This is a genomic window from Streptomyces sp. NPDC002580, assembly GCF_042889485.1.
In the GTDB taxonomy this organism is placed as follows: Bacteria; Actinomycetota; Actinomycetes; order Streptomycetales; family Streptomycetaceae; genus Streptomyces.
On sequence record NZ_JBIAQZ010000004.1, the window covers coordinates 339,960 to 364,619 of the forward strand.

Annotated in this window: 20 protein-coding genes; 11 read left to right on the forward strand and 9 right to left on the reverse strand. The window is 72.0% G+C overall.

Going from position 1 to position 24,660, the window contains the following annotated elements; all coding sequences use genetic code 11:
- Positions 1-18 precede the first annotated feature (18 nt).
- Both ACFYW7_RS15595 and ACFYW7_RS15600 read left to right on the forward strand, forming a co-directional pair.
- Entirely contained in the window at positions 19-936 is a 918-nt protein-coding gene (locus ACFYW7_RS15595; RefSeq protein ID WP_389502227.1) for a 2-hydroxy-3-oxopropionate reductase, read from the forward strand.
- Between the two features lie 625 nt (positions 937-1,561).
- Positions 1,562-1,792, forward strand: a complete 231-nt coding sequence (locus ACFYW7_RS15600; protein WP_389502229.1) for a hypothetical protein — start codon at positions 1,562-1,564, stop codon at positions 1,790-1,792.
- 408 nt (positions 1,793-2,200) lie between these two features.
- Here ACFYW7_RS15600 and ACFYW7_RS15605 read toward each other — a convergent pair whose 3' ends face one another.
- Positions 2,201-3,109, reverse strand: a complete 909-nt coding sequence (locus tag ACFYW7_RS15605) for an alpha/beta fold hydrolase (protein ID WP_389502231.1) — start codon at positions 3,107-3,109, stop codon at positions 2,201-2,203.
- Positions 3,110-3,207: 98 nt separating this feature from the next.
- Complete coding sequence (gene gcl, locus ACFYW7_RS15610) at positions 3,208-4,992, reverse strand: glyoxylate carboligase (protein WP_389502233.1); 1,785 nt, start codon at positions 4,990-4,992, stop codon at positions 3,208-3,210.
- Positions 4,993-5,236: 244 nt separating this feature from the next.
- Here gcl and ACFYW7_RS15615 point away from each other — a divergent pair, with 244 nt between their 5' ends.
- Positions 5,237-6,187: a hypothetical protein gene (locus ACFYW7_RS15615; RefSeq protein WP_389502235.1), complete on the forward strand. Its 951-nt coding sequence runs from the start codon at positions 5,237-5,239 to the stop codon at positions 6,185-6,187.
- An 86-nt stretch (positions 6,188-6,273) separates the two neighbouring features.
- Here ACFYW7_RS15615 and ACFYW7_RS15620 read toward each other — a convergent pair whose 3' ends face one another.
- The gene (locus tag ACFYW7_RS15620) at positions 6,274-7,887 is read right to left on the reverse strand and encodes an AMP-binding protein (protein WP_389502237.1); all 1,614 of its coding nucleotides are present in this window, start codon (positions 7,885-7,887) and stop codon (positions 6,274-6,276) included.
- Positions 7,884-9,563 (reverse strand): AMP-binding protein, encoded by a 1,680-nt coding sequence (locus ACFYW7_RS15625; RefSeq protein ID WP_389502239.1) that lies wholly within the window; start codon positions 9,561-9,563, stop codon positions 7,884-7,886. The genes ACFYW7_RS15620 and ACFYW7_RS15625 overlap by 4 nt, the downstream gene beginning before the upstream one ends.
- A 101-nt stretch (positions 9,564-9,664) precedes the next feature.
- On the opposite strand from ACFYW7_RS15625, the gene ACFYW7_RS15630 reads away from it, so the two are divergent.
- The 3 genes from ACFYW7_RS15630 (at position 9,665) to ACFYW7_RS15640 (ending at position 14,691) form a co-directional block, all read left to right on the forward strand.
- Positions 9,665-10,507, forward strand: coding sequence for a response regulator transcription factor (locus ACFYW7_RS15630; protein ID WP_389502243.1), 843 nt, complete (start codon positions 9,665-9,667; stop codon positions 10,505-10,507).
- A gap of 146 nt (positions 10,508-10,653) precedes the next feature.
- On the forward strand, positions 10,654-13,500 hold the full coding sequence (locus ACFYW7_RS15635) for an AAA family ATPase (protein WP_389502247.1): 2,847 nt from the start codon (positions 10,654-10,656) through the stop codon (positions 13,498-13,500).
- 399 nt (positions 13,501-13,899) lie between these two features.
- On the forward strand, positions 13,900-14,691 hold the full coding sequence (locus tag ACFYW7_RS15640; RefSeq protein WP_389502250.1) for a S1 family peptidase: 792 nt from the start codon (positions 13,900-13,902) through the stop codon (positions 14,689-14,691).
- 241 nt (positions 14,692-14,932) lie between these two features.
- Here the strand turns inward: ACFYW7_RS15640 and ACFYW7_RS15645 are convergent, their stop codons facing one another.
- Complete coding sequence (locus ACFYW7_RS15645) at positions 14,933-16,039, reverse strand: winged helix DNA-binding domain-containing protein (RefSeq protein ID WP_389502253.1); 1,107 nt, start codon at positions 16,037-16,039, stop codon at positions 14,933-14,935.
- Between the two features lie 295 nt (positions 16,040-16,334).
- Here ACFYW7_RS15645 and ACFYW7_RS15650 point away from each other — a divergent pair, with 295 nt between their 5' ends.
- Positions 16,335-17,453: a magnesium and cobalt transport protein CorA gene (locus ACFYW7_RS15650; protein WP_389502255.1), complete on the forward strand. Its 1,119-nt coding sequence runs from the start codon at positions 16,335-16,337 to the stop codon at positions 17,451-17,453.
- A 159-nt stretch (positions 17,454-17,612) separates the two neighbouring features.
- Here the strand turns inward: ACFYW7_RS15650 and ACFYW7_RS15655 are convergent, their stop codons facing one another.
- The 3 genes from ACFYW7_RS15655 to ACFYW7_RS15665 form a co-directional block, all read right to left on the reverse strand.
- A complete protein-coding gene (locus ACFYW7_RS15655; protein WP_389502257.1) occupies positions 17,613-19,067 on the reverse strand; it encodes an RNB domain-containing ribonuclease in 1,455 nt (484 codons plus the stop codon).
- Between the two features lie 123 nt (positions 19,068-19,190).
- Positions 19,191-20,030: an RNA polymerase sigma factor SigF gene (locus ACFYW7_RS15660; RefSeq protein WP_389502259.1), complete on the reverse strand. Its 840-nt coding sequence runs from the start codon at positions 20,028-20,030 to the stop codon at positions 19,191-19,193.
- A gap of 128 nt (positions 20,031-20,158) precedes the next feature.
- Positions 20,159-20,635 (reverse strand): ATP-binding protein, encoded by a 477-nt coding sequence (locus ACFYW7_RS15665; RefSeq protein WP_389502261.1) that lies wholly within the window; start codon positions 20,633-20,635, stop codon positions 20,159-20,161.
- A gap of 186 nt (positions 20,636-20,821) precedes the next feature.
- On the opposite strand from ACFYW7_RS15665, the gene ACFYW7_RS15670 reads away from it, so the two are divergent.
- From ACFYW7_RS15670 to ACFYW7_RS15685, 4 genes are all read left to right on the forward strand, one after another.
- The gene (locus ACFYW7_RS15670) at positions 20,822-20,983 is read left to right on the forward strand and encodes a hydrophobic protein (protein WP_389502730.1); all 162 of its coding nucleotides are present in this window, start codon (positions 20,822-20,824) and stop codon (positions 20,981-20,983) included.
- 327 nt (positions 20,984-21,310) lie between these two features.
- Positions 21,311-22,120: an alpha/beta fold hydrolase gene (locus ACFYW7_RS15675; protein ID WP_389502263.1), complete on the forward strand. Its 810-nt coding sequence runs from the start codon at positions 21,311-21,313 to the stop codon at positions 22,118-22,120.
- A complete protein-coding gene (locus ACFYW7_RS15680) occupies positions 22,117-23,391 on the forward strand; it encodes a PP2C family protein-serine/threonine phosphatase (protein WP_389502265.1) in 1,275 nt (424 codons plus the stop codon). The genes ACFYW7_RS15675 and ACFYW7_RS15680 overlap by 4 nt, the downstream gene beginning before the upstream one ends.
- On the forward strand, positions 23,388-23,744 hold the full coding sequence (locus ACFYW7_RS15685) for an STAS domain-containing protein (RefSeq protein ID WP_389502267.1): 357 nt from the start codon (positions 23,388-23,390) through the stop codon (positions 23,742-23,744). The genes ACFYW7_RS15680 and ACFYW7_RS15685 overlap by 4 nt, the downstream gene beginning before the upstream one ends.
- A 407-nt stretch (positions 23,745-24,151) precedes the next feature.
- Here ACFYW7_RS15685 and ACFYW7_RS15690 read toward each other — a convergent pair whose 3' ends face one another.
- Complete coding sequence (locus ACFYW7_RS15690) at positions 24,152-24,616, reverse strand: ArsI/CadI family heavy metal resistance metalloenzyme (protein ID WP_389502269.1); 465 nt, start codon at positions 24,614-24,616, stop codon at positions 24,152-24,154.
- Positions 24,617-24,660: the final 44 nt, after the last annotated feature.

Here is a 24,660-nt window from a genome sequence, read left to right on the forward strand (position 1 = left end):
CCGCAGAGAGGCACCTTCATGAGCCACAACCCCACGGACACCCGCCGGTCCACCCGGCCGGCGGTCGCCTGGATCGGTCTCGGCATCATGGGCTCGCCCATGTCGGAGAACCTGATCAAGGCCGGGTACGACGTCACCGGCTTCACCCTGGAGCGGGACAAGCTGGAGCGCCTGGCCGCCGCGGGCGGCACCGCCGCCTCCTCGATCGCCGAGGCCGTGCGGGACGCCGACGTGGTGATCACGATGGTGCCCGCCTCCCCCCAGGTCGAGGCCGTCGCGTACGGCCCCGACGGCGTCCTGGAGAACGTGCGGCCGGGTGCGCTGCTGATCGACATGTCCTCGATCACCCCGGGGACCTCGGTGGACCTCGCGAAGGCCGCGGCCGCGAAGGGGGTCCGCGTGCTGGACGCCCCGGTGTCGGGCGGCGAGGCCGGTGCCGTCGAGGCCGTACTGTCGATCATGGTCGGCGGCGAGCGGGCCGACTTCGACGAGGCCCGGCCGCTCTTCGACGCGCTCGGCAGGACCGTCGTGCTGTGCGGTCCGCACGGCTCGGGGCAGACCGTGAAGGCGGCCAACCAGCTGATCGTCGCCGTGAACATCCAGGCGTGCGCCGAGGCCGTGGTCTTCCTGGAGAGGTCCGGAGTGGACCTCTCCGCCGCGCTCGACGTCCTCGGCGGCGGTCTCGCGGGTTCCACCGTGCTGGCGCGCAAGAAGGACAACTTCCTGAACCGCGACTTCACGCCGGGCTTCCGCGTCGACCTGCACCACAAGGACATGGGGATCGTCACGACGGCCGCCCGCGACGTCGGTGCCGCGCTGCCGGTCGGGGCCGTGGTCGCCCAGCTCGTCGCGAGCCTGCGCGCCCAGGGCGACGGCGGCCTCGACCACTCCGCGCTGCTGCGCGCGGTCGAGCGCCTCTCCGGCGTACGGGTCTGATCCGGCCGGACCCCGGCCGGACCCCTGGAACGTCCGGGCCGCGGCGGCGCCGACATCTGTCCTGTCGCGCCCAGGGCGCCGCCGCGGCCCGGACCCGCCTACGAAGAACCCCGTGCTCCCCTCGCCCTCGAAGCGGTACCCGCCCCCTCCCGCGCCGCCCTCCGGAACACGGCGAGCGCGGGGAGGAAGTGGTCCGCGCCCTGCGCGAGGACCGAGATCCAGACGCGTGTACCGCTCTCGACGGGAGGCCGGGACGGTACGCGGGGCCCGCGGCGGATCGGGCGGCCCGGAAGCGACCCGGCCGCCCGGCAGGTCCGCGGACAAGAAGAGGACCGCGGCGGTGTGCGAGCCGGTGCGGTGGTGAAGGTTCCGCGACCCGCTTCCCGACCTGAGGGAAGCGACGTCCCGGTTCCGTCGCGTCCGCCGCGGTCCTCGCCGAACCGGCCCGCGCGAGGCCGCGCCCGGCGGCCCGCCCGGGCCCGCCCGCTCCGTCCGGCGGCGCGAACGTACCGGCCCGCCCGGCCTCGCGCCGTCGGACGGCCACCCCGCGCGCCCCACCGGCCGTGCGCGGGGTACGGGCCGGGCTCCGGGTGCGGATTCCGCCCACCCGCAGCAGCCTGGGAGCATGGAACTTCCCAGGATCGTGGTGCACGTGCCGGGGCTGGACGGGTCGCGGCGGGTCACCGAGGCCGACCGGGTGCTCGGCATCGCGTACCACCTCGACGACGTCGTCGAGATCCTGCGCCAGGCAGACGTCGACCTCGACGCGATCGAGGTCGAGGAGAGCGACATCATCGAATGGCAGGGCGGCGGCCCCGACGACTGGCCCGGACTCTCGGAGCACACGGGCGGCTGAGGACCGCGGACACCTGACCGTCACCGGACTCACGAGCCGACGCCCGGCAGCGGGCTCCGGACGGCGGGACGCCGGCGGAAGCGGGCGGGGCCGAACCCGGATGCCCGGTGTACGCAAGCGGGCGTAGCGTCCCTACGGAACCCTCAAATCAACCTCTGAACAGTGCCGCAGGTCTTCACTTGGCGCCGGATGAGGCACATTCTCATGCACACGGGGCCCGCCGACACGGGGGCGGCGGGTCCCCGACGGGGGTACGGGGGTACCACGGGGGAAGTACCGAAAGAGGGAGCGCGGCGGTCGGGCCTCAGGCCTTCGACCGTCGCGCTGTCGCATTCGGGGGTCCGGTCGACCGTCGCGGCCCGACGGCGCACGGGAGTGCCCCGGGCGCCGGGCGCCACGGCGTCGGCTTCACCGGGGGCGTGTCCGGCCGGGGCCCGGAAGACGGCTCGCACCGACCGCCCGGGGGTCCTTCAGGAACGGCAGGGCGTGCCGCAGGAAGAGCCCGGGACGTTCGTTGTACGGCTCGTGGGCCGTGGGCAGCACGACACTCGACGTCCCCGCCGGGAGCATGCGTCGGGCTCGTCGGCCGTCGAGGAGCGCGGGGACGACCGGGTCGCGGCGCCCCCACAGGAGCAGGATCGGCAGGTCCAGAGCCGCCGGGTCCAGGAGGCCGAAGTCCGGGTCGGCGAGCCCGCGCCAGAGGGCGCAGTGCACCGCCAGTCTGCGCTCGTCGTGGGGCAGTCGGCGGACCCGGGCGTACGTCTCCCGCGCGCTCGGCGTGCCGAGCCGGCCCAGGTAGGCGCGGGCCAGCGGGACGACCAGCCGGCGGGCGCGGGCGGGGCGGCCCATCACCTCGCGGCAGAACCAGCGGGTGAACGCGGTGTGCCGGGTGAAGCCCGCCGGGTCGACCAGCACGAGCGCGGTGACCGACGCGGCGCGCGGGCCCTCGGCGAGACGGCAGGCGACGTAGCCGCCGACGCTGTTGCCGAGCACGGCCACCTCCCGCACGCCCTGCTGCTCGGCGAGCGCGTCGATCACCCGCTCCGCGACCTCCACCAGCCCCTCGGGGGTGACCCGCCCCGGTTCGGGCGCGGTGGAGTCGCCGTACCCGGGCCAGTCCACGACGAAGGTGCGGTACCGGTCGGCGAGGGCGGGCAGTACGGCGTCGAAGTCGCGCCCGTCTCCGGGGTTGGCGTGCAGAAGCAGCAGGGCCGGGGCCCCGGGCGAGCCGGCGGCCCCTTCCGGCCGGGCGCCGGGATACGGGGACAGACAGCGTACGGCGATGTCGCCGAGGGGGGTGGGAACGGTCATCCGCATGGGGCGAGCATGCCGGACCCGCCCGCGCCTGGGAACAACGCGAGGAGGCGGCCCGGCCCGTGGGCCGGGCCGCCCCGGTCCGCGAAGGAGCGGGTCCGTCAGACCTTCAACGTCCTTGTCGCGGTGGGCGCGTGACCCGGCTCGGTCGCGATCTCCTCGAACTCCACCACGTTTCCGATGTCGTTCGTCCGGCTCATGGAGATGTTGGTGACGCGTTCCAGGATCGCCTCGACGACGACCGGGACCCGGAACTCGGCGGCGAGCTTCTTGGCCTGCTCGAAGGCGGCGCCGAGTTCGGCCGGATCGGTCACCCTGATGGCCTTGCAGCCGAGACCTTCGACGACCTTGACATGGTCGACGCCGTAGACGCCCAGCTCCGGGGAATTGATGTTCTCGAACTCCAGATTGACCTGGAAGTTGATGTCCAGGCCGATCTGCGCCTGCCGGATCAGCCCCAAGTAGGCGTTGTTCACCAGGACATGGACGTACGGGATCCGGTGCTGCGCGCCGACGGCCAGTTCCTCGATCATGAACTGGAAGTCGTAGTCGCCGGAGAGGGCGACGACCTGCGCGTCCGGATCGGCCTTGGCGACGCCGAGCGCGGCCGGGATCGTCCAGCCGAGCGGCCCCGCCTGGCCGCAGTTGATCCAGTGGCGCGGCCGGTAGACGTGCAGCAGTTGGGCGCCGGCGATCTGCGAGAGGCCGATGGTGGTGACGTACCGGGTCTCCGGGCCGAAGGCCTTGTTCATCTCCTCGTAGACGCGCTGCGGTTTCATCGGGATGTCGTCGAAGTGCGTCCGGCGCTGGAGGGTCGCCCGCTTCTCCTGCGCGGCGGCGGCCCACGCGGAGCGGTCGGGCAGCCCGCCCGCCGCCCTCGACTCCCGCGCCACCTCGACGAAGAGTTCCAGGGCCGCCTTGGCGTCGGAGGCGATTCCGTAGTCCGGGGCGAAGATCCTGCCGATCTGGGTGGGCTCGATGTCGACGTGCACGAACGTCCGTCCGGCCGTGTAGACGGACAGGTCGCCGGTGTGGCGGTTGGCCCAGCGGTTGCCGATGCCGAGGACGAAGTCGGACTCCAGGAAGGTCGCGTTGCCGTAGCGGTGCGAGGTCTGCAGGCCCACCATGCCCGCGTTGAGGTCGTGGTCGTCGGGCAGGACACCCCAGCCCATCAGCGTCGGGACGACCGGGACGCCCGTCAACTCGGCGAATTCGACGAGGAGTTCGGCGGCGTCGGCGTTGACGACCCCGCCGCCGGCCACGATGAGCGGGCGCTGCGAGGCGTTCAGCAGTCCGACGGCCTTCTCGATCTGGGCGCGGGTCGCGGCGGGCTTGAAGGCCTGGAGCGGCTCGTAGGTCTCGGGGTCGAACTCGATCTCGGTGAGCTGGACGTCGACGGGCAGGTCGATCAGGACCGGCCCGGGACGCCCGGAGCGCATGAGGTGGAACGCCTGCTGGAACACGCCGGGAACCTGCGCGGCCTCCAGCACGGTGACGGCCATCTTGGTCACGGGCCTCGCGATCGAGGCGATGTCCACGGCCTGGAAGTCCTCCTTGTGGATCACCGCGGTCGGCGCCTGGCCGGTGACGCACAGGATCGGGACGGAGTCGCCGATCGCGGAGTAGAGGCCGGTGATCATGTCGGTGCCGGCCGGGCCGGACGTGCCGACGCAGACGCCGATGTTGCCCGGATGCGTCCGGGTGTACCCCTCCGCCATGTGCGAGGCGCCCTCGACGTGCCGGGCGAGGGTGTGGTCGATCCCGCCGGCCGCTTCGAGCGCCGCGTAGAAGGGGTTGATCGCCGCGCCCGGCACGCCGAACGCGTCCCTGACGCCCTCGCGCTTGAGGATCTCGACTGCCGCGCGGGCAGCGGTCATACGAGCCATGGGGTGCTCCTGCCTCGACTGTCGGACTCGCGCTCCCGTCGCGCCCCGCGGAGAGCTGAAGTTCCGCATTGTGGAAAATAACTTCTACTATCTGGAAGCAATCTAGGTGTCGGGGCAAGGGCCGTCAAGGCCGGCGGCCGTGCGGGACGGGGCCGGTGGCCATCCCGCCGTTTCGCTGCCGGACGCCCGCTTCCAGGAGGACGATGGACGCGCCGACCGCCGAAGTGACTTCCAGGAGTGGGCCATGGCCGAGAGCATGCCGGTGCGGTGCCCGGCCTGCCGCCGCGAGCACCGCTACGCGGCTCCGTCCTATCCCTGTGTGTGCGGTGCGCCGGTGGAGCCCCCGCTCGACCGCCTCACCGAGCCGATCCCCGTCACCCACCGCGCCTGGGACGACGACTGGGCCTCCGTCCGCTGCGCCGGGTGCGGCCACGAGAGCCAGTGGCCGCACCCGGAACTGGGCTGCCCCTGCGGGACGACGCTGCGGATCCCCCTACGAGGGGAACGAGAGGGGCGGGAGGGACGAGAAGCGCGGGCCGACGAGGGCGGCGCGGCGGCGCGGGACGAGCGCGAGAGCGGTCGCCCGGGCGACGACCCGGGCGGTCGGCGCGACGCCGCCGGTGCCGGCCGCCGGGCGGGGGCGGCCGGGACCGGACCCCGCCGTGGGGACGGCCTCGCCGACGGGGCCGGGGCCGACCCTCGTGGCGAACCCGGCGCCGGAGCCGAGAGAGACGGAGCCGGCCGACGGAACGGCCGCGCGGACACGGCCCGGTCCGGCCGTCAGGACGGCCCGGACGGGACCGAGGCCGAGCACCGGCCGGCGTTCCAGCCGGTCACCATCCGCACGGCCCGCGACGCCGTCACCGTGGCCGCGCTGTACCTGCGCTGGCTGGGTTATCGCGACATCCGGCGGGCGGACCAGCGGCCCCCGTCCGGGATCGGGCTCGCCGCGCGCGGCATCCTGGCCCAGGTCGCCCCGAACGTCCGGCCGGCCTCGCTGCGCGACGTGGAGTGCCTGTGGCTGACGGCCATGACGGAGTCGGCGGACTGCGTGTTCTTCTCCCTGGCGGGCTACGCCGAGGACGCCCGTGCCCGGGCCGACACCCTCGGCGTCCCCCTCTTCGTCCTCGACCTCACGGGCACCCCGCAGCCGGTGAACAGCCCCGCCGCCGCGCTCATCGGCGTCACGGGCTGATCCCGGCCGCGGACACGGCCGCGCCGCACTCCGTCACCGTCGCGCGTCCGGGCACGGCGCTCGCACGGGCACTCCGCTCGTGACCATCACTCCTGGCCGGCGTACGTCTCCCGCAGTTCGATCTTCCGCACCTTGCCGGACACGGTCATCGGGAAGGAGTCCAGGACCCGCAGCCGGCTGGGGATCTTGTAGTGGGCCAGCCGGCCCTCGCAGAAGGCGCGCAGCTCGTCCAGCGTGAGGGGGTCGGCCGGATCGCGCGGGATGACACAGGCGAGCACCTCCTCGCCGTAGCGCTCGTGCGGGACGCCGACCACCTGGACGTCGGCGATCTTCGGGTGCGCGTACAGGAACTCCTCGATCTCGCGCGGGTAGATGTTCTCGCCACCCCGGATGATCATGTCCTTGATGCGGCCGACGATCTCGACGTATCCGTCCTCGCGCATCATCGCCAGGTCCCCGGTGTGCATCCAGCGCCCGGCGTCGACGGCCTCCGCGGTCTTCTCGGGTTCGTTCCAGTAGCCGAGCATCACGCTGTAGCCGCGGGTGCACAGCTCCCCGGCGCTGCCGCGCGGGCGGGTCACGCCGTCCACCGGGTCGACGACCTTCACCTCCAGATGCGGCAGGACCCGGCCGACCGTGCCCGTGCGGTGCTCCAGGTCGTCGTCCCGGCGGGTCTGGAGAGAGACGGGCGAGGTCTCCGTCATCCCGTAACAGATCGAGACCTCCGCCATGTGCATCTCGGCGACCACCCGCTTCATCACCTCGACCGGGCAGGGCGAGCCCGCCATGATGCCGGTGCGCAGGGTGGACAGGTCGTACGTCGCGAAGTCGGGGAGGTTCAACTCCGCGATGAACATGGTGGGGACGCCGTAGAGCGAGGTGCACCGCTCCTGCTGTACGGCCCTCAGGGTCGCCGCCGGGTCGAACGACGCGGCGGGGACGACCATGCACGCGCCGTGCGAGGTGGCGGCGAGGTTTCCCATGACCATGCCGAAGCAGTGGTAGAAGGGCACGGGGATGCAGACCCGGTCCTGCTCCGAGTAGGAGATCGACTCGCCCACGAAGTAGCCGTTGTTGAGGATGTTGTGGTGGGAGAGCGTCGCCCCCTTCGGGAAGCCGGTCGTGCCCGACGTGTACTGGATGTTGATCGGGTCGTCGCAGGACAACTCGGCTTCGCGCCGCCGGAGTTCGTCGTGACGGTCGGGGGTTCCCCGCCCGGTCAGCCTGTCCCAGCTCGGGTCTCCGATGTACACGGTCTCCCGCAACCGCGGGCACCGGCCCCGCACTTCCTCGACCATCGCCCGGTAGTCGCTGCTCTTGTGGCTGAGGGAGGCGAACAGCAGGGAGATCCCGGCCTGGTTGAGGACGTACTCGACCTCGTGGGTGCGGTAGGCGGGGTTGATGTTCACCATGATCGCGCCGATGCGGGCGGTGGCGTACTGGACGAGCACCCACTCGGGGCAGTTGACCGCCCAGATGCCCACCCGGTCGCCCTTGGCGACTCCGGACGCGAGCAGCGCGTACGCCAGCTCGTCGACGTCGGCGCCGAACCGGGCGTACGTCCAGCGGCGGCCCGAGGGCACGTCGACCAGCGCCTCCCGGTCCGGCCAGGTGGCGACGGCCCGGTCGAGGTTGGCGCCGATGGTGTCCCCGAGCAGTGCCGTGCCGCTCGTCCCGTGCGTGTACGACGGTTCGCTCACCGGAAGTCCTCCTCGCGGTACTCGGCGTCCGAGCCGGCGGCCGTGGCCTCGCGCAGCTCGATCCGGCGGATCTTGCCGGAGACGGTCTTGGGGAGTTCGCCGAACTCCAGGCGGCGCAGGCGCTTGTAGGGCGCGAGGACCGCGCGCGAGTGCTCGAAGAGCACCTTGGCGGTTTCGGGGCCCGGCTCGTACCCGGCCGCGAGGACGACGTACGCCTTCGGGACGGCGAGCCGCAGTTCGTCGGGGGCCGGGACCACGGCGGCCTCGGCGACGGCCTCGTGCTCCAGGAGCGCGCTCTCCAGCTCGAAGGGCGAGATCTTGTAATCGGATGATTTAAATACATCGTCGCGCCTGCCGACGTACGTGATGTAGCCGTCGGCGTCGCGGGAGCCGATGTCTCCGGTGCGGTAGTAACCGCCGGCCATCGCCTCCGCCGTACGGCCGGGGTCGCCGTGGTAACCGGTCATCAGGCCCACGGGGCGTTCGGACAGGTCGAGGGAGATCTCGCCCTCCGGGGCGCCGGGCTCACCCGTCACCGGGTCGAGCAGCTCGACGCGGAAGCCGGGGCTGGGCCGGCCCATGGAGCCGGTCTTGAGCTGCTGACCGGGGCTGTTGGACACCTGGACGGCGGTCTCCGTCTGTCCGAAGCCGTCCCGGATGGTGACGCCCCAGGAGCGCCGGACCTGCTCGATGACCTCGGGGTTCAGCGGCTCGCCCGCGGCGACGACCTCACGCGGCGGGGTGCGCAGGCCGCTCAGGTCGGCCTGGATGAGCATGCGCCACACGGTGGGCGGGGCGCAGAAGGTGGTGACGCCGGCCCGGTCCATCTCCGCCATGAGGCGGCCCGCGTCGAAGCGCGTGTAGTTGTACAGGAAGACGGTCGCCTCCGCGTTCCACGGCGCGAACAGGTTCGACCAGGCGTGCTTGGCCCATCCGGGCGAGGAGATGTTCAGGTGGACGTCGCCTGGCTCGAGCCCGATCCAGTACATGGTGGCCAGGTGGCCGACGGGATACGAGACGTGGGTGTGCTCCACCAGCTTGGGGCGGGCGGTGGTGCCCGAGGTGAAGTAGAGCATCAGGGGATCGTCCGCGCGGGTGGGGCCGTCCGGCTCGAAGGCCGGGTCGGCGGCGGCCGTCTCCTCGTACGCCTGCCAGCCTGGGCGGGTGCCGCCGACCACGATCCGTGTGTAGCCTCCGGGCACCCCGTCGAACTTCGCGGTGTCCTCGGCCCGGACGACGACGTGCCGCACCTGGCCGCGCTCGACCCGGTCGGCCAGGTCGGCGGTGCCGAGCAGCGGGGTGGCCGGGATGACGACGGCGCGCAGTTTCATCGCGGCGAGGGCCGTCTCCCACAGCTCGACCTGGTTGCCCAGCATGACGAGCACACGGTCCCCGGCCCGCACGCCCCGGTCGCGCAGCCAGTTGGCGACCCGGTCGGAGCGCTCGGACATCGCGGCGAAGGAGACCTCGACGCGGGCGCCGTCCTCCTCGACGATGTGCAGGGCGGTGCGGTCGTTGTGGCGTGCGATGACGTCGAACCAGTCGAGGGCCCAGTTGAAGTGTTCCGGGCGGGGCCAGCTGAAGCCCTCGTACGCCTTGGTGTAGTCCGCGCGGTGCTCCAGCAGGAAGTCCCGCGCGGCGCGGAACTCCTCCGTGGCACCAGTCGTCGCCGTCATGTGTCCTCCTCGTTGCCGGACCGCCGCCTACCATCGTGTATTCCGTGTTGCAGGTCTCACCACCCCCGAACGGGGGGTGCGCCGCGACGAAGGGCGAGCAGGTGGCAGCAGACACAGCCGAGGCAGTGGAGATGCGGGGCGCGCTGGCGCGGCTGCGGCGCGTCACGGGGCTGCCGGTCGCGTTCGGCGGCCTGGCCGACCCCGGGGGCCGCCTGGTGCGCATCAGCGAGCTGAGCGGTACGGCGACGCCCGCGCTGAGCGCCCTCGCGGTGTCCTCGGGCAGCGGCCTGGGCGGCAAGGCGGTGGCCCTCGCCCGGCCCTGCACGGTGAGCGACTACCCGGTGTCCCGGCAGATCAGCCACGAGTACGACATGGCGGTGGCCACGGAGGGGCTGCGTTCGGTCCTCGCGGTGCCCGTGGTCGTACGACGTCGGGTGCGCGGTGTGCTGTACGGCGCTCTGCGGACGGCCCGGCCGCTGGGCGACCGCACGCTGGAGGCGGCCGTCGCGGCGGCCCGGGACGTGGAGCAGGCGCTCGTCGTCCGGGACGAGGCGCGCGCGCTGATCGCCCTCGCCCACGAGCCCGGCCCGGCGGCGGGGGGCGCGGCGTGGGAGGAGGTGCGCGAGGCGCACGGGGCACTGCGGGCGCTGGCCCCGCGGGTCGCCGACCCGGCGCTGCGGGCCGAGGTCCTGTCCGTGTGCGACCGGCTGGCCGAGGCGGCGGATCCGGCGGCCGGGGCCGCGTACGACGTCGGGCTCGCTCCGCGGGAGGTGGACGTGCTCGCCTGCGTCGCGACGGGCGCGACGAACGCGGCCGCCGCCGAGCGGCTCGGGCTCCGACCGGAGACCGTGAAGGGGTACCTGCGCTCGGCGATGCGCAGACTCGGTGCCAATACTCGTCTGGAGGCGGTCGTCGCCGCGCGGCGGGCCGGCCTGCTGCCGTAGCGGACCGCCCCTGGCGCTGTTCATTCAATCCGTCGGACCATGAAATGAGATATGCGCGACCGTTGTTATTTCCCTCACCTCCCCGACTGTCCGAAATTCAAAGAGACCTTGCCTAATATTGGCCAGGACACGACACGAGGGGAGCGGTGACCGTGCGAGGGGACTTCAAGGAACCTGCCAGACCGCGCCCCGACCTGGTCATCGGCCGGGAGGGGCTCTTCACGGCCGCCCGCGAGCAGCTCTCCACGGGCGGCAGTGTGCTCGTGCACGGGCCGGCGGGAATTGGAAAGTCGACCGTCCTGCGTGCGCTGGCCGCGGAATGCGCCGAATCGGCACGCACCGTCTTGCGCTGCTCGGCCACCGAGTCCGAATCCCACCTTCCCTTCCTCGCCCTGGCCGACCTGCTCGGGCTGGTCGTCGACGAGATCGCCGACCAGTTGCCCGCCCCGCAGCGCACCGCCCTGGAGTCGGCGCTCACCGGCCGTGGCGAGTCCACCCTCCAGCGCGACGGTCTCGCGCTGCGCCTCGCGGTGCTCTCCGCCTTCCGCGCGCTGGCCGCCCGGGGGCCGGTGCTGATCGTCGCCGACGACCTCCAGTGGCTCGACCCCGCCAGCGCCGAACTGCTCGGCTTCGCCGCCCGCAGGCTGGGCGGGACACCGGTGCGCATGCTGTACGCCGTACGCACCGGACCCGAGCCGCAGGATCAGGACCAGGACCGCTATCTACGCGCGTCCCCGCCGGAGACCCTGGCCCTGCGGCTCACCCCGCTGGCCCGCGCCCAGGTCGCCGAGCTCCTCGGCCAGCGCGGCTACACCGGCCTGCCCCGCTCCACCGTGCGTGACATCCACCGCACCAGCGGCGGCAACCCGCTCTTCGCCCTGGAGCTGGGCCGCGCCCTCGCCGAGTCCCCGACCCCACCGAGCCCGGGCGAGCCGCTCCCCGTGCCGACGTCGCTGCGCGCGCTCGTCCTGAGCCGCCTGGACATGCTGTCCGCCGAGGCCCGCCGCACCCTGCTGGTGGTGAGCGCGGGCGCCCGTCCGACGCTGGCCCTGCTGCACGCCGCGGGCCGGGAGAACGCCGAGGCGGAGACGGCCTCGGCCGCCGCCCTGGGACTCCTCGCCACGGAACGCGAGACACCCGGGATCCGGTTCGCGCACCCCCTCGTCTCGGCCGCCCTCTACGCCGAGGCCGACGCCCAGGAGCGGCGCGCGGCGCACGCGGCCCTGTCCCGCGCGGCCTCCGATCCCATCGAGCGGGCCCGCCACCTCGCGCTGGCCACCACCGGCACGGACCCCGCGGTCGCCGCCCGGCTCGGCGAGGCCGCGACCGCCGCCCGCGACCGCGGCGCTCCGTCCGTCGCGGTGGGGCTCGGGCTGCTCGCCGCCCGGCACACCCCGGCCGACGCCCGGCCGGGCGCGGACGAACGGCGCCTCCAGGCCGCCGTGGACGCGCTCACCGCCGGGGAGACCGACCTCGCGCGGGACATAGCGCGCCAGGTGCTGTCCCGGGCCACCGCCCCCGACGACCGGGTCCGGGCCTGGATGGTCGTCATCGAGGCCGCCGGACAGGCCATGGCCGAGATCGACGCTGTCTTCCCGCAGGCGCTCGCGGACGCGGGCGACGACCCCGGCCTGCTCGCCCTCGTCCGCTACCAGCTCGCCTGGCGGGCCCTGCTCATGGACGGCGAGATGGCCAAGGCCCGCGAGGAGGCCGCCCGGGCCGCCCGGCTCGCCGCCCGCGCCGGGGACCGGCGCACCGAACTCCTCGCCCTGGGCTTCCAGGCGCAGATGGAGACCCTGATGGGGCACCCGGACGCGCCGTCGACCATCCAGCGGGCGATGCGCGAACCGCAGGACCCCCGGGTCGCCTGCGACCACAACGGCGCCGGTGCCGCCCGCTTCCGCTGGCTGATCATGGGCGACCGGCTCGCCGAGGCCCGTTCGGCCATCACCGCGCTGCTGCGCGAGGCCCAGCGGCGCGGCATGGTCGAGAGCGAGCTGCACTTCCTGCGCGGCCTCGCCGAGACCGAACTGCGTTCCGGGCACTGCGGGCGCGCCCTCGACCTGGCCCGGGAGAGCCTGCGGCTGGCCCGCGACACCGGCATCGGCGAGGCGGCCACCGCCATGTTCACCTCGCTCGCCGAGGCGGCGGGCGGCGACCTGGAGCGGGCGCTCGCCCTCGCCCACGAGGCCGTGGACCGTGCCGAGGAGGACGGCGACCTGGTCTACCTCTCGCGTGCCCTGGGCGCTCTCGGACACGCCCAGCTGGTCGCCGGTGACGCGTCGGCCGCGGTCCGTTCCCTGCGCCGGGTCAGGGAGTTGGAGGAGGGACTCGGTGTCGTCGACCCCGCCCGCGGCCGCTGGCACGGGGACCTCGCCGAGGCGCTGGTCCGGATCGGCGAGACGGCGGAGGCGCAGGACGTCATCGACGTGACGCGCCGACGCGCGCTGCGGCTGGAGCGCGAGAGCGTGCTCGCCGTACTCGACCGCGCCGAGGCCCTCGTCCGGGCCACCCGCGGCGAACAGGGCCCGGCAGAACGCCAGTTGGCGTCGGCGCAGGACCGCCTCGCCAAACTGGGCTACGGCCTGGAGGAGGCCCGCGCCGCGTACGCCCTCGCCGGTCTGCGCACCCTCCCGCACGCTCTCGGCCCCGCTCGCGGTGGGACCGCGTCGCCCGGCCCCACCTCCTACGACGAGGCGGCCCGCCTCTTCCGCCGGTGCCGTGCGCTGCCCTGGCTCCGTCAGGTCGAGGCGGCCGCCACGCTCCCGCCGGTCGCGCCGCGCGTGGCCTCCGCCGCCCTGGACACCCTCGCGGCGACCGAGCGTCAGGTCGCCGCCCTGGTCATGGAGGGCGCCACCAACCGCGAGATCGCCGCCCGCCTGTTCATCAGCGTCAAGACCGTGGAGGCGACCCTCACCCGGGTCTACCGGAAGCTGGGGATACGGTCGCGGGTGGACATCGTGCGGCTGGCTGCGGAGCGCCGGCCCGACTGAACGCGCTTTGCGCGCCGCCCTCCGGGACCCGCCAGGCCGGTACCGCGCGGGTCGGCTCCGGGTGCGTCCCCTCGGTTCCGCCCGGTTCCGCCCGGATCCATGCCGAGCCGGTGAGGCTCCTCAACTGGCCCTGTCCCGACTTGGGCTGAATGGGCGTCAGCCGAAGCGGTCGCCGAGCCGGGGTCGACCGGGCTGTTGCCCGCGTCAAACACGGATCGTCCCCGACAAGGGTTTTCCCTCCCCCACGCCCACTAGGGGGTTCCCTCATTGGTGAGAGCGGTCTCACGCCCTAGCGTGTGGGAGTGCCGCTCGCTCGGGCACACGGCGCCCCACCCGCGGACGTCGTGCCTCACCCCCCACACCCGCGCGTCCCCCCACCGGCAACCTCCAAGGAGACCCATGTTCGGGCTCAACCGCGCCAAGAAGACAGTCGCGGTCTGCGCGGCGACCGCTGCCGCCGCCGCCACCGCCCTGCTCGGCGCCCCCTCCGCCGCAGCCGCGCCCCAGCCCATCGTCGGCGGCACGACGACCACGACGACCGCGTACCCGTTCATGATGCAGATCACCGACGCCTCGCAGAACCAGTTCTGCGGCGGCACCCTGGTCGCCGCCAACAAGGTCGTGACCGCCGCCCACTGCATGGTCGGCGAAACCACCGGCAGCGTCCGCGTCGTGGGCGGCAGAACGTACCTCAACGGCACGAACGGCACCGTCAGCAAGGTCAGCAAGATCTGGATCAACCCCGGCTACACGGACGCCACCAACGGCGACGACGTGGCCGTACTGACCCTGTCGACCTCGATGGCGTACACCACGGCGAAGTACGTCGCGTCCTCGGACACCGCCGTGTACGCGACCGGCGCCACGGCCCGGATCATCGGCTGGGGCACCACCTCGGAGAGCGGCGGCTCCTCCAACCAGCTGCGGACCGCGACCGTCCCGCTCGTGTCCAACTCCAGCTGCGCCGGCTCGTACGGCTCCGACTTCGTGGCCACCGACATGGTCTGCGCCGGCTACACCTCCGGCGGAGTCGACACCTGCCAGGGCGACAGCGGCGGCCCGCTGCTCATCGGCGGCGTGCTGGCCGGCATCACGTCCTGGGGCGAGGGCTGCGCGGAGGCCGGCTACCCGGGCGTCTACACCCGCCTGACGACGTTCTCCAGCCTGGTGACCGCACAGGTCAACTCGTAGCAACCCATGATCTCCTGAGTACCCCTCAGGTAACAGCCGGGGGGCGTTGCGAGCCTCCACGAGCGGCCCGCAACGCCCCTCATCCACCTCCGGCCCTCACCACTTCCCCGACCTCCGCCCCGGCCCCCCACGCGCCGGCCTCTCACTTGCCGGCGGACGGCTGCTTCCCCGCAGCGCCCCAACCGTCCGCCGGCACCTCAGGCTCCTGGGGCCTCGCCGACACCCACGCCAGCGCGAGGCCTCAGGGCCGGGCCACGGGGCCGAACCGGAGCTCGTACCCCTCGCCCTCGTGCATCGCCGCGAGCATCCGCTCCCCCTCCGCCGTGACCTCGTCCCGCCGCGCCTTCGTGAGTCTCCCGAAGGGTTCGACGACGAGTGCGCCGTCCTCCAGTTTCCACAGGCCGGCCAGGAATCCGTCGACGAGCAGGGTGCGGTAGGCCTGATTGCCCTGCCAGGTACGCCCCTTGAGATCGGTGGGGACGACCCGGGAGCGGTCGGCGTGGGACAGGAGCAGATTGTCGAACTCGGGCAGGAAGCGGGGCGGGGCCGGGGTCTCCGCGTCCGGGCGGGGCGCGTCGGGGAGGTCGAAGAGTTCGGCCCCGTTCTCGTCGCGGAACACGACCAGCTCCTTCCGGAGCCGCTCGAAGACCTCGCGGAGCCGGGTCAGGCCCGCCCAGGTCTGCATGTCCTTGACCGAAGCGGGGCCGAAGGCCGCCAGATAGCGGGGCACGATCGCGTCGGGGGCCGGGGCCGGCTCGGCCGGACGCCCCAGCCAGTGCTCGGCGGTGGTCAGGGCGACCTGGCCGCTCCGGCCCCACAGGCCGCGCGGGGTGACCTGGACGAGTGGCAGGGTGCAGCGGGCCGCGATGGAGAGGGCGAACGGGTCGGCGTCCGGCCACTCGGCGAGCAGCGCCTCGCGCAACTCCTTCATGGTGCGCGGCTCGGCCTCCACCAGCTCACGGCTGATCGCGGCGAGCCGGTCCAGGTCGACGCCCACGAGCCCTTTGCGGAACTGGCCCAGCTCGCGGTCGCGGGCGGCCTGCACCAGCGGCCGGAGGACGAGGGCGTCGTCGGCCGTGTGGGTGTGGATGGTGGAGCGCATGGTGACGATCCGGACGGCCTCGCGCGCTCCCATGGCGGCGGACAGCAGCTCCGGCCGGAATCCGTCCAGCCGGGCGGCGAGGGCGTAGTACGGCGGCTTCACGTTCTGCGCCTGCAGACCCAGGAGGTGCTCGATCGCAGCCGTCGCGGACAGCGGGGAGCGGCGCAACAGGAGCTGACGGTCGAGGGTCGCGCGGTTGAGGGCACGGGTCCCGAGCACGGGCGCCGTCGCGGTCGTCTTCGTCATGCCCAGCACGCTAGCGCCGCTCGCGGACAGCTTCTGTCCGCGACTTCCGCCGGGTCCCGATGTCGGCGAACGCTCACGGCCGTTTGCCCCGTATATCCTGCTCCGGGATCACACAGACGTACGTTCGACCCTGGAGGCAGCCGCGATGTCCGAGCGACGCGCCCACTCAGCCTCGAACGACCCGGAGGGCAGCGGCGACAGGGGCGACTCCGGGGAAGCGGGACAGCCCACGGGGCCCGGAGATTCCGCGAGAGCGGGGAACTCCGGGAGCGCCAAGGGGACGAAGCCCACCCGGATGTCCGTCTGGCGACGCGCCCTGACTCCGCCGTCCGCGCCGCCCCCACAGCCTCCGGCGCCGGCCGGGGCCCCTCCCGCGCCCGTACCCGCCGAGGTCGCCAGCGTCGTCCAGGCGGCCCTGTACCGGGACGGGGTGCGGGTGTCGACCCCCGCGTCGCTCGCCGATACCTTCCGCGAGCTGCGCGAGCGGCCGACCGGCATGGCGTGGATCGGGCTCGCCCGCCCGACGGAGGCCGAACTCCTCTCACTGGCCGCCGAGTTCGATCTGCATCCGCTGGCCGTCGAGGACGCGATGGAGGCGCATCAGCGTCCGAAACTGGAGCGGTACGGCGAGACGCTCTTCGTCGTCCTGAGCGCAGCCCGCTATCTGGACGCGGTCGAGGAGGTCGACTTCGGCGAGCTGCACGTGTTCGTCGGACCCGACTTCGTGATCACGGTCCGACACGGCGCGGCCCCGGACCTCTCGGCGGTGCGCCGCCGCATGGAGGACAGTCCGGAACTGCTGGCACTCGGCCCGGAGGCGGTCCTGTACGCGATCCTCGACTCGGTCGTCGACGGTTATGTCCCGGTGGTCTCCGGCGTCCAGAACGACATCGACGAGATCGAGACCGAGGTCTTCCGCGGCGACCCCGCCGTCTCTCGCCGCATCTACGAACTCTCGCGCGAGATGGTCGAGTTCCAGCGCGCCACCCGCCCGCTGGTCGGCATGCTGCACAGCCTGATGGCCGGCTTCGCCAAGTACCGCACGGACGAGGAGCTCCAGCGCTACCTCCGCGACGTCGCCGACCACGTCACCCACACCAGCGAGCGGGTCGACGGCTTCCGCCAGGCCCTCACCGACATCCTCACCGTCAACGCGACCCTGGTCACCCAGCAGCAGAACGCCGAGATGCGCGCGTTGGCGGAGGCGGGCTTCGAGCAGAACGAGGAGATCAAGAAGATCTCGTCGTGGGCGGCGATCCTGTTCGCCCCGACCCTCGTCGGCACGATCTACGGCATGAACTTCGACCACATGCCGGAGTTGCACTGGGTGTTGGGGTATCCGTTCGCGGTGCTGCTGATGGCGGGGGTCTGCACCAGCCTGTATGTCATCTTCAAGCGGAAGCGGTGGCTATGAGCAGTTGCTGCGAGGGGCTCCATCGCTGGTGAACGTGGCGCTGTCGCCGCGTCCACTGCGCTTGGGCCCCGCGCGAACGCCTGCCGGAACCGGACCCGGTCCCTCACACCACGCGAAGCCCGGCCGACCCGCTGATCACCACGCCACAGGGCAATACGCCTAGGACACGGTGAAGAGGACCTTGTCGTCGTCCGCGGTGGGGTCCGCCCGCTTGAGCGTGGCCCTGACGCTGGATCCGAGCTGGAGGTCCAGGCCGTTGGTCGAGACGACCTTGGCCAGCACGGCGGGGTCGGCCAGGAAGACTTTGCCCTCGCGCGGCCTGCCCCGCTCCGCGTCGGTGTCGATGACCGCGGCGTCGAACACCTCACCCACGCGGTTCTTGAGCAGCGCGGCCTCGGCCAGGTCCACGGTCTGCCGGTCCGCCAGGCCGCCCTTCCCCCGTGCCATGTCGCACGGGATGCAGGACAGAGCGTCGAGCACCCAGTTGGGCGGGGCCTTGTCCGCGCACGCCATCACGCACAGCTCACCGGTGTACCGGTCGACCAGGCGCCGCAGCGGAGCCGTGCAATGGGCGTACGGGGCCGCGATCGCCGCGTGCATCGTGTACGCCGGCTTCTGGTTGTCGCGGAAGACGGTGTACTCCGCCTTGAGCATCGTGCTCGTGGCCTCGGTGAGGAAGGCCATGTGCTGCTGGTTCCGGGGATCGAGCTTGCGGACCAGCGTGGCGTACGAGATGCCGGGCCGCCAGACGATGCCCAGGGCCTTCGCGATGTCGTGCAGGCGCTTGATCACGTTCTGATCGGCCTGCTCCTTCTGGGTCCGCAGGATGCCGGTACCCGTGTCGAGCATGATCTGGGCCGCGGACATCCCGGTCATGAGGGAGATCTGCTCGTTCCAGCCCTCGACCGGCAGCGCCGCCACGTAACGCAGCCGGAACGATCCGTCCTCGAGGGTGACCTCCTGGTCCGGCAGATTCACCGAGATGCCGCCGCGCGCGATCTCGACGGCCTCCCGCAGCTCGCCGATCTCGCGCAGCAGGGCGAGGGACTCCTCCGCCGTGCCGTTCTCGATGGCCTGCTGGGCGCCGGCGTAGTCGAGCTGGGCCCGACTACGGATCATGGCCCTGCTCACGGACGAGTCGGTCAGATTGCCGTGGGCGTCGAGGTCGTGCTGCCACAACAGGGCGGGGCGGTCCTTGTTCGGCAGCAGGCTGGCCGCGCCCTCGGAGAGGACGGGCGGGTGCAGGGGCACCTTGAGGTCGGGGAAGTACAGCGTCTCGATCCTGTCGCGCGCCTCGATGTCCAGAGGGCCGCCCGCCCTGACGAAGGTCGCCACGTCCGCGATGGCGTAGTACACGCGGTAGCCGCCACCGGGCCGGCGTTCCAGGTGCATGGCCTGGTCGAGGTCCTTCGAGGTCGGCGGATCGATCGTGAAGAACGGCAGGTGGGTGGCGTCCTTGTCGGGCAGGCGCGCCTCACCCTCGGCCTTGTCGGCCGCTTTGCGTACGCGCTTGGGGAAGCTCAGGGGGACCTTCAGCTCCGCGCGGAGTTCCTCCAGCGCGGTGCGCAGAGCGTCCTGGGCCTCGGCGGACATGTGCATCGGGCGGCGTCGCATGCCCCGAGCGTAGGACGGCGGTCACGAACCGGCACGGCGAGCGGGGCCGGGCGGCGGGGACCGGGGCGACGGACGAACGCGGCGGCCTTCCTCAGGTGGGCTCACGAAATCTGTGGGCGGTGTTCACTGCGTGGTGAGCATGCCTGTCCGCAGCCGGGTGAGAGTCCGCTTGAGGAGGCGGGAGACGTGCATCTGGGAGACGCCGAGGTGTTCACCGATCTGGGCCTGGGTGAGTTCGTCGACGAAGCGCATGTGGATGATGCGGCGTTCGCGCTCGTCCAGGCCGGCGATGAGAGGGGCGAGGGCGTGGAAGTCCTCGACGAGTTCGAGGGCGGCGTCGTCGGTGCCGATGAAGTCGGCGAGCGCGGTCTCGCCGTCGTCACCGGTGCCGATGGCGGCGTCGAGGGAGGCGGAGGCGTAGCCGTTGGAGGCCAGTCGGGCCTCGTTGACTTCTTCCTCGGTCAGGCACATGAGCTGGCTGAGCTCGGTGACGGTGGGGGCGCGGCCGAGTCGGCTGCGCAGCTCCTCGGTGGCTTTGGCCAGGGCGATGCGGGCTTCCTGGAGGCGGCGCGGGACGTGGACGGCCCAGCTGGTGTCGCGGAAGAACCGCTTGATCTCGCCCACGATGTAGGGAACGGCGAAGGAGGTGAACTCGACTTCGCGGGTGAGGTCGAAGCGGTCGATGGCCTTGATGAGCCCGATCGTGCCGACCTGGACCACGTCGTCCATCTCACCTGAACCGCGGTTGCGGAAACGGGCCGCGGCGAACCGGACGAGAGAGACGTTCATCTCGATCAGGGTGTTGCGCGCGTACTGGTGCTCGGCTGTGCCCTCTTCCAGGACGGCCAGTCGGTCGAGGAACAGTCTTGTCAGATGCCGGGCATCCTTGGGGGCGATCTGTGCGGGGTCGGTGATCTCCGGCAGTACGGCTGTCCGTGCTTCGGTCTTCTCGGCCATGGTCATGGCGAGTTCTCCCCCACGTTGTCGGACCCCCGTCCGCTGTCGGCTGTCGGAGCCCGGCTACGGCCGTGTACCCCGTCCTTGCGACTGTATGCCCGCGCCGCCGGCACCACCCTTGCGGTGCCGGCAGATCATGCGGTGCACATGCTCGGGTTCGGGAGGTCGGCGAGGGCGATGTGCGCGGTGACGCGTTTACCGACAGGCTCTCGGCGTATGTCGACCTTCTGCGCGACGGCCGTCACGATCTCCAGGCCGTGCCGGCCGATCCGCGCAGGGTCGGCCGCCTCGGCCGCGGGGAGAGACGGGTCGCTGTCCCAGACGGCGATCTCCAGCGTCGCCGCGCTGATCTCCAGGCGCAGCGAAGCGGGGCCAGGGGCATGTACGCGGGCGTTGGTGACGAGTTCGCTGACGACCAGTTGCGCGATTTCCACCGTTCTCGTGGATACCGCGACCAGACTCTCGGTGCGCGCCTGATCGAGGAACGCGGCGGCGAACTGTCGGGCGTCGGCGATGCGGTGGCCGCCACCTCCCAGATCGATGGTGGCTACCATCGGCCCGGTCACCGGCCGTTCGGCGTCCGGCGGTTCGCCGTCGACTGTTGCGCTCATCGGCTTGCCTCGCGTCCCTCTGTCGTCCCTCTGCCCCGTGATCTCGCCACGGGTACCCCACCTACGGTACGCACAGCAGAAGCACACGGGCACTTCGGCCGGTAGCACGCGGTGCGACCTCGAACCTGACCTCAAAGGCGTGAGGGCACCTTTCGAGGGCACACGGTTGCCCGGAGGTCGATGACCATGGTTCCCCTGCTTCTTGTCCTTCTGCTTGCACTGATCCTTTTCGGCGCAGGCTTCGCGATCAAGATCCTCTGGTGGGTCGCGATCGTGGTGCTGGTGCTGTGGCTGATCGGGTTCGTCGCCCGCCCGAAGGGCGGCACCGGTCGCTGGTACCGCTGGTAGCGACTCCGCCGACACGCACACGGCGGTCGGGGCCCACTCCTTGTTCTGTACGGGGTGGGCCCCTGCCGCGTTTCCGCGAGCGACTGGAATACGCCCGACATCCCATTTGATCGATGTGTCCGGTGTTTTCTCTTTTCTTCCGGGTACGCGATCGGTCGGCCGGGGTGGTGCCGTGACGCAGTCGGGAACCGGTTGCCTCCACCGATCGGCGGCACCCCGGCCCGCAGGCGGAGGAGCGGCACGGCTGGACCTCCCCGGCCCTGTCCGCACGGAACCTCATCGTCCGGGACCCGAGCCCGTCGCCTCGTCTCTGCGAGGATGTACCGCATGAGTGTGCGGAACAGGAACCGGGTGAAGATCTCCGGCCGGTCGGGTGGCCCGGTGGTGATGCTGGCACACGGGTTCGGGTGCGACCAGAACATGTGGCGCCTGGTGGTTCCGGCCTTGGAGCGCGCCTTCACCGTGGTGGTCTTCGACCACGTGGGGGCGGGCCGTTCGGATCGCTCGGCGTGGAGCAAGGAGCGCTACTCCAGCCTGGAGGGCTACGTCGAGGACGTCCTGGAGATCTGCCGGGAGCTGGATCTTGGGCCGGTGACGTTCGTGGGGCATTCGGTGAGCGCCATGATGGGCGTCCTGGCCGCGTCCCGGCATCCCGAGTACTTCGCGGGCCTGGTCCTGCTCGCTCCCTCTCCCTGTTTCATCGACGATCCGGCCGCCGGGTACCGGGGTGGGTTCAGCGCCGAGGACATCGAAGAGCTCCTGGAGTCGCTGGACGCGAACTACCTCGGCTGGTCGGGTGCGATGGCGCCGGTCATCATGGGCAATCCCGACCGTCCTGAACTGGGCGAGGAGCTGACCACCAGCTTCTGCGCCACCGACCCGGAGATCGCCCGCGTCTTCGCCCGGGTGACGTTCCTGTCCGACAACCGCGATGACCTGCCGCGGGTGACCGTGCCCACCCTGGTCGCCCAGTGCTCCAGTGACGCCATCGCCCCGCCCGGGGTCGGCGCTTTCGTGCAGGGTCGGATCGCGGGCAGCCGGCTCGTCACCCTGAACGCCACCGGGCACTGCCCCCAGCTCAGCGCCCCCGAGGAGACCACCGCGGCGATCACCGCCTTCGTGGAGACACTGCGGTGACCTGCGACGGCGACGGCGACGGCGACGGCGACCCGGACACGGAAGAACACCCCGACAGCCCGCGGGCGGGCGACGAATCGGCGCTGTTCTCCGCCCTCTTGGAGGACAGCGCCGAGGACCTCTACGAGAACGCCCCCTGCGGCTATCTGTCCACGCGGCTGGACGGGCAGATCGCCAAGGTCAACACCACCCTTCTGGACTGGCTCGGCTACGAACGCACCGACCTGGTGGGCCGCAGGCACTTCTCCGACCTCCTCACCGTGGGAGGCCGCATCTACCACGAGACGCACTTCGCGCCGCTGCTGCGCATGCAGGGCGAAGTCAGCGGCATCGCGCTGGAGATGAAGGCGGCCGACGGCAGCCGAATGCCCGTACTGGTGACGTCGACGATCAAGACCAGCGCCGACGGCCGGCCCCTGCTCGTACGCACCACCGTCTTCGACGCCCGCGACCGTCGCGCCTACGAACAAGAACTGCTGCGCGCCCGCCAGGAGTCCGAACGCGAACGTGAACGCCTGCAGCAACTCGCCTCCACCCTCCAGGCGACACTCCTGCCCCCCACCCTGGTGAACGTCCCCGGCCTGGACGTGGCCGCGCACTATCACATCGCCTCCATCGACCAGGTCGGCGGCGACTTCTATGACCTTTTTCCCCTCACCGACGGCACCTGGGGACTGTTCCTGGGCGACGTGTGCGGCAAGGGCGCGGCAGCGGCGGCCGTCACCTCGCTGACCCGCTACACCCTGCGCGCCGCGGCCGTCTACGACCCGGACCCGGCGGCGGTCCTGGGCAACCTCAACACCGTCCTCACCCACGAATACAACGGCACCGACCCCCGCTTCTGCACCGTCCTCTTCGGCCTCCTCACACCCGACGCCGAACAGAACGGATTCCGCATCACCCTGGCCGGCGGCGGACACCCCCCGGCACTCCTGATACGGGCCGACGGCACCGCCGACTACCTGCCCACCCCCGGCGGACAACTCATCGGGGTACTGCCCGACGCCGTCATCGCCACCACCACCTTCCGCCTCGCTCCCGGAGACACTCTCCTGCTGTACACCGACGGACTCACCGAAGCCCACACCGCCGACCACGGCGACCGCTACGGCGACGAGACGCTTCTCGACTTCGGCCGCGTCCTGGCCCCCACCACGGCCGACCGAGCCGTCACAGCCGTCCGCGGCCTCCTCGACACCCTCCGAACGGACGACGACACCGCCGTCCTCGCCGTCAGCGTGCCCCGAACCGACCGTCAAGAGCGGCAGTGAACCGGCTCAGCGTGACCCTCCGCACCACCCCCGCCGGCCCCGTCGTCGAGTTGGCCGGAGAACTCGACCACAACAGCGCTCCCGGCATCCGCGACCTCGTCACCGACCTGCCCATCGAAGCGGGCCGACAACTCGTCGTCGACCTGAGCGGCCTCACCTTCTGCGACTCCAGCGGTATCACCTTCCTGATCGCCGCCCGCAACCACGCCCTCGCGGCAGGAGCCACCATCGCCCTCGCCGGCGTCCCCGACACGGTCACCAGAATCTTCGCCATCATCGGCCTGGACCAGGTCTTCCCCCTCCACCTCACCGCCCAAGCGGCCGAAGCCGCCTGGCTGCCCCGTGCCGACTGAGCCGGCATGACGAACGAGATACCGGGAGCGCGCTTCACGACTGGCGTAGCCGTCGTCGGGTCAGCGCACGCCGCGATCTCCGCGCAGGAGTCATCTGGAGGATCCAGGAACCCGGACGGCCGACCTGGAGCCCGAGTGGCCACGCCTCCTCGCAGTGACGACTGAACGGGGCCTGGAACAACGGCCTGCCCCGAACCTCTTCACCACTCTTGCCGCCGAGACCGGGCCCCCGACCTCGTGGAACAGATGATCTCTGGCCTCAGGGAGGCCCCGGCGGCAGTGCAGGGGGCAGACGATTCCCAGCCGGTCACCTGGGTGGCGCACCGGGCGGGCAGGGCTGCGCGGGGCCGCGACCGGTCCCCGGTTCCGGTCGCGGCCCCGACCCGTGAAGGTCGGTCATCGGCGCATCAGCAGCAGCCACCCGCGGCGACAGATTCGCCGGCGGCTGTGTCGGTGGTGACCGAGGTGTCGCAGCAGACGCTGCCCTGGTGTCTGGCCAGGGAGTCGGCGTCGGCCTTCACGACGTAGACCTCCCAGGGTTCCTGGCCGGGGCCGTGGACCCAGACCTTGTCCTGGAGGGCGTAGCAGCAGGTGGTGTCGTTCTCCTCGACGGTGGCCATCCCTGCTTCGGCAAGTCGGGCGGTGGCTGCGTGCACCGCCTCGGTCGTCTCGACCTCGACGCCGAGGTGGTCCAGGCTCGTTGCCTCACCTGCGGTGCCTTCGACGAGGACGAGCTTGAGCGGGGGCTCGGTGACGACGAAGTTGGCGTAGCCGTCGCGGAGTTTGGCGGGCTCGGTGCCGAACAGTTTGGCGTAGAAGGCGATGGACGCGGCGAGGTCGGGGACGCGGAGGGCGAGCTGTACACGGGACATGGCGAGCCTCCTGCTGGCGATGGATGAGGTGGAGGGACTGGAGC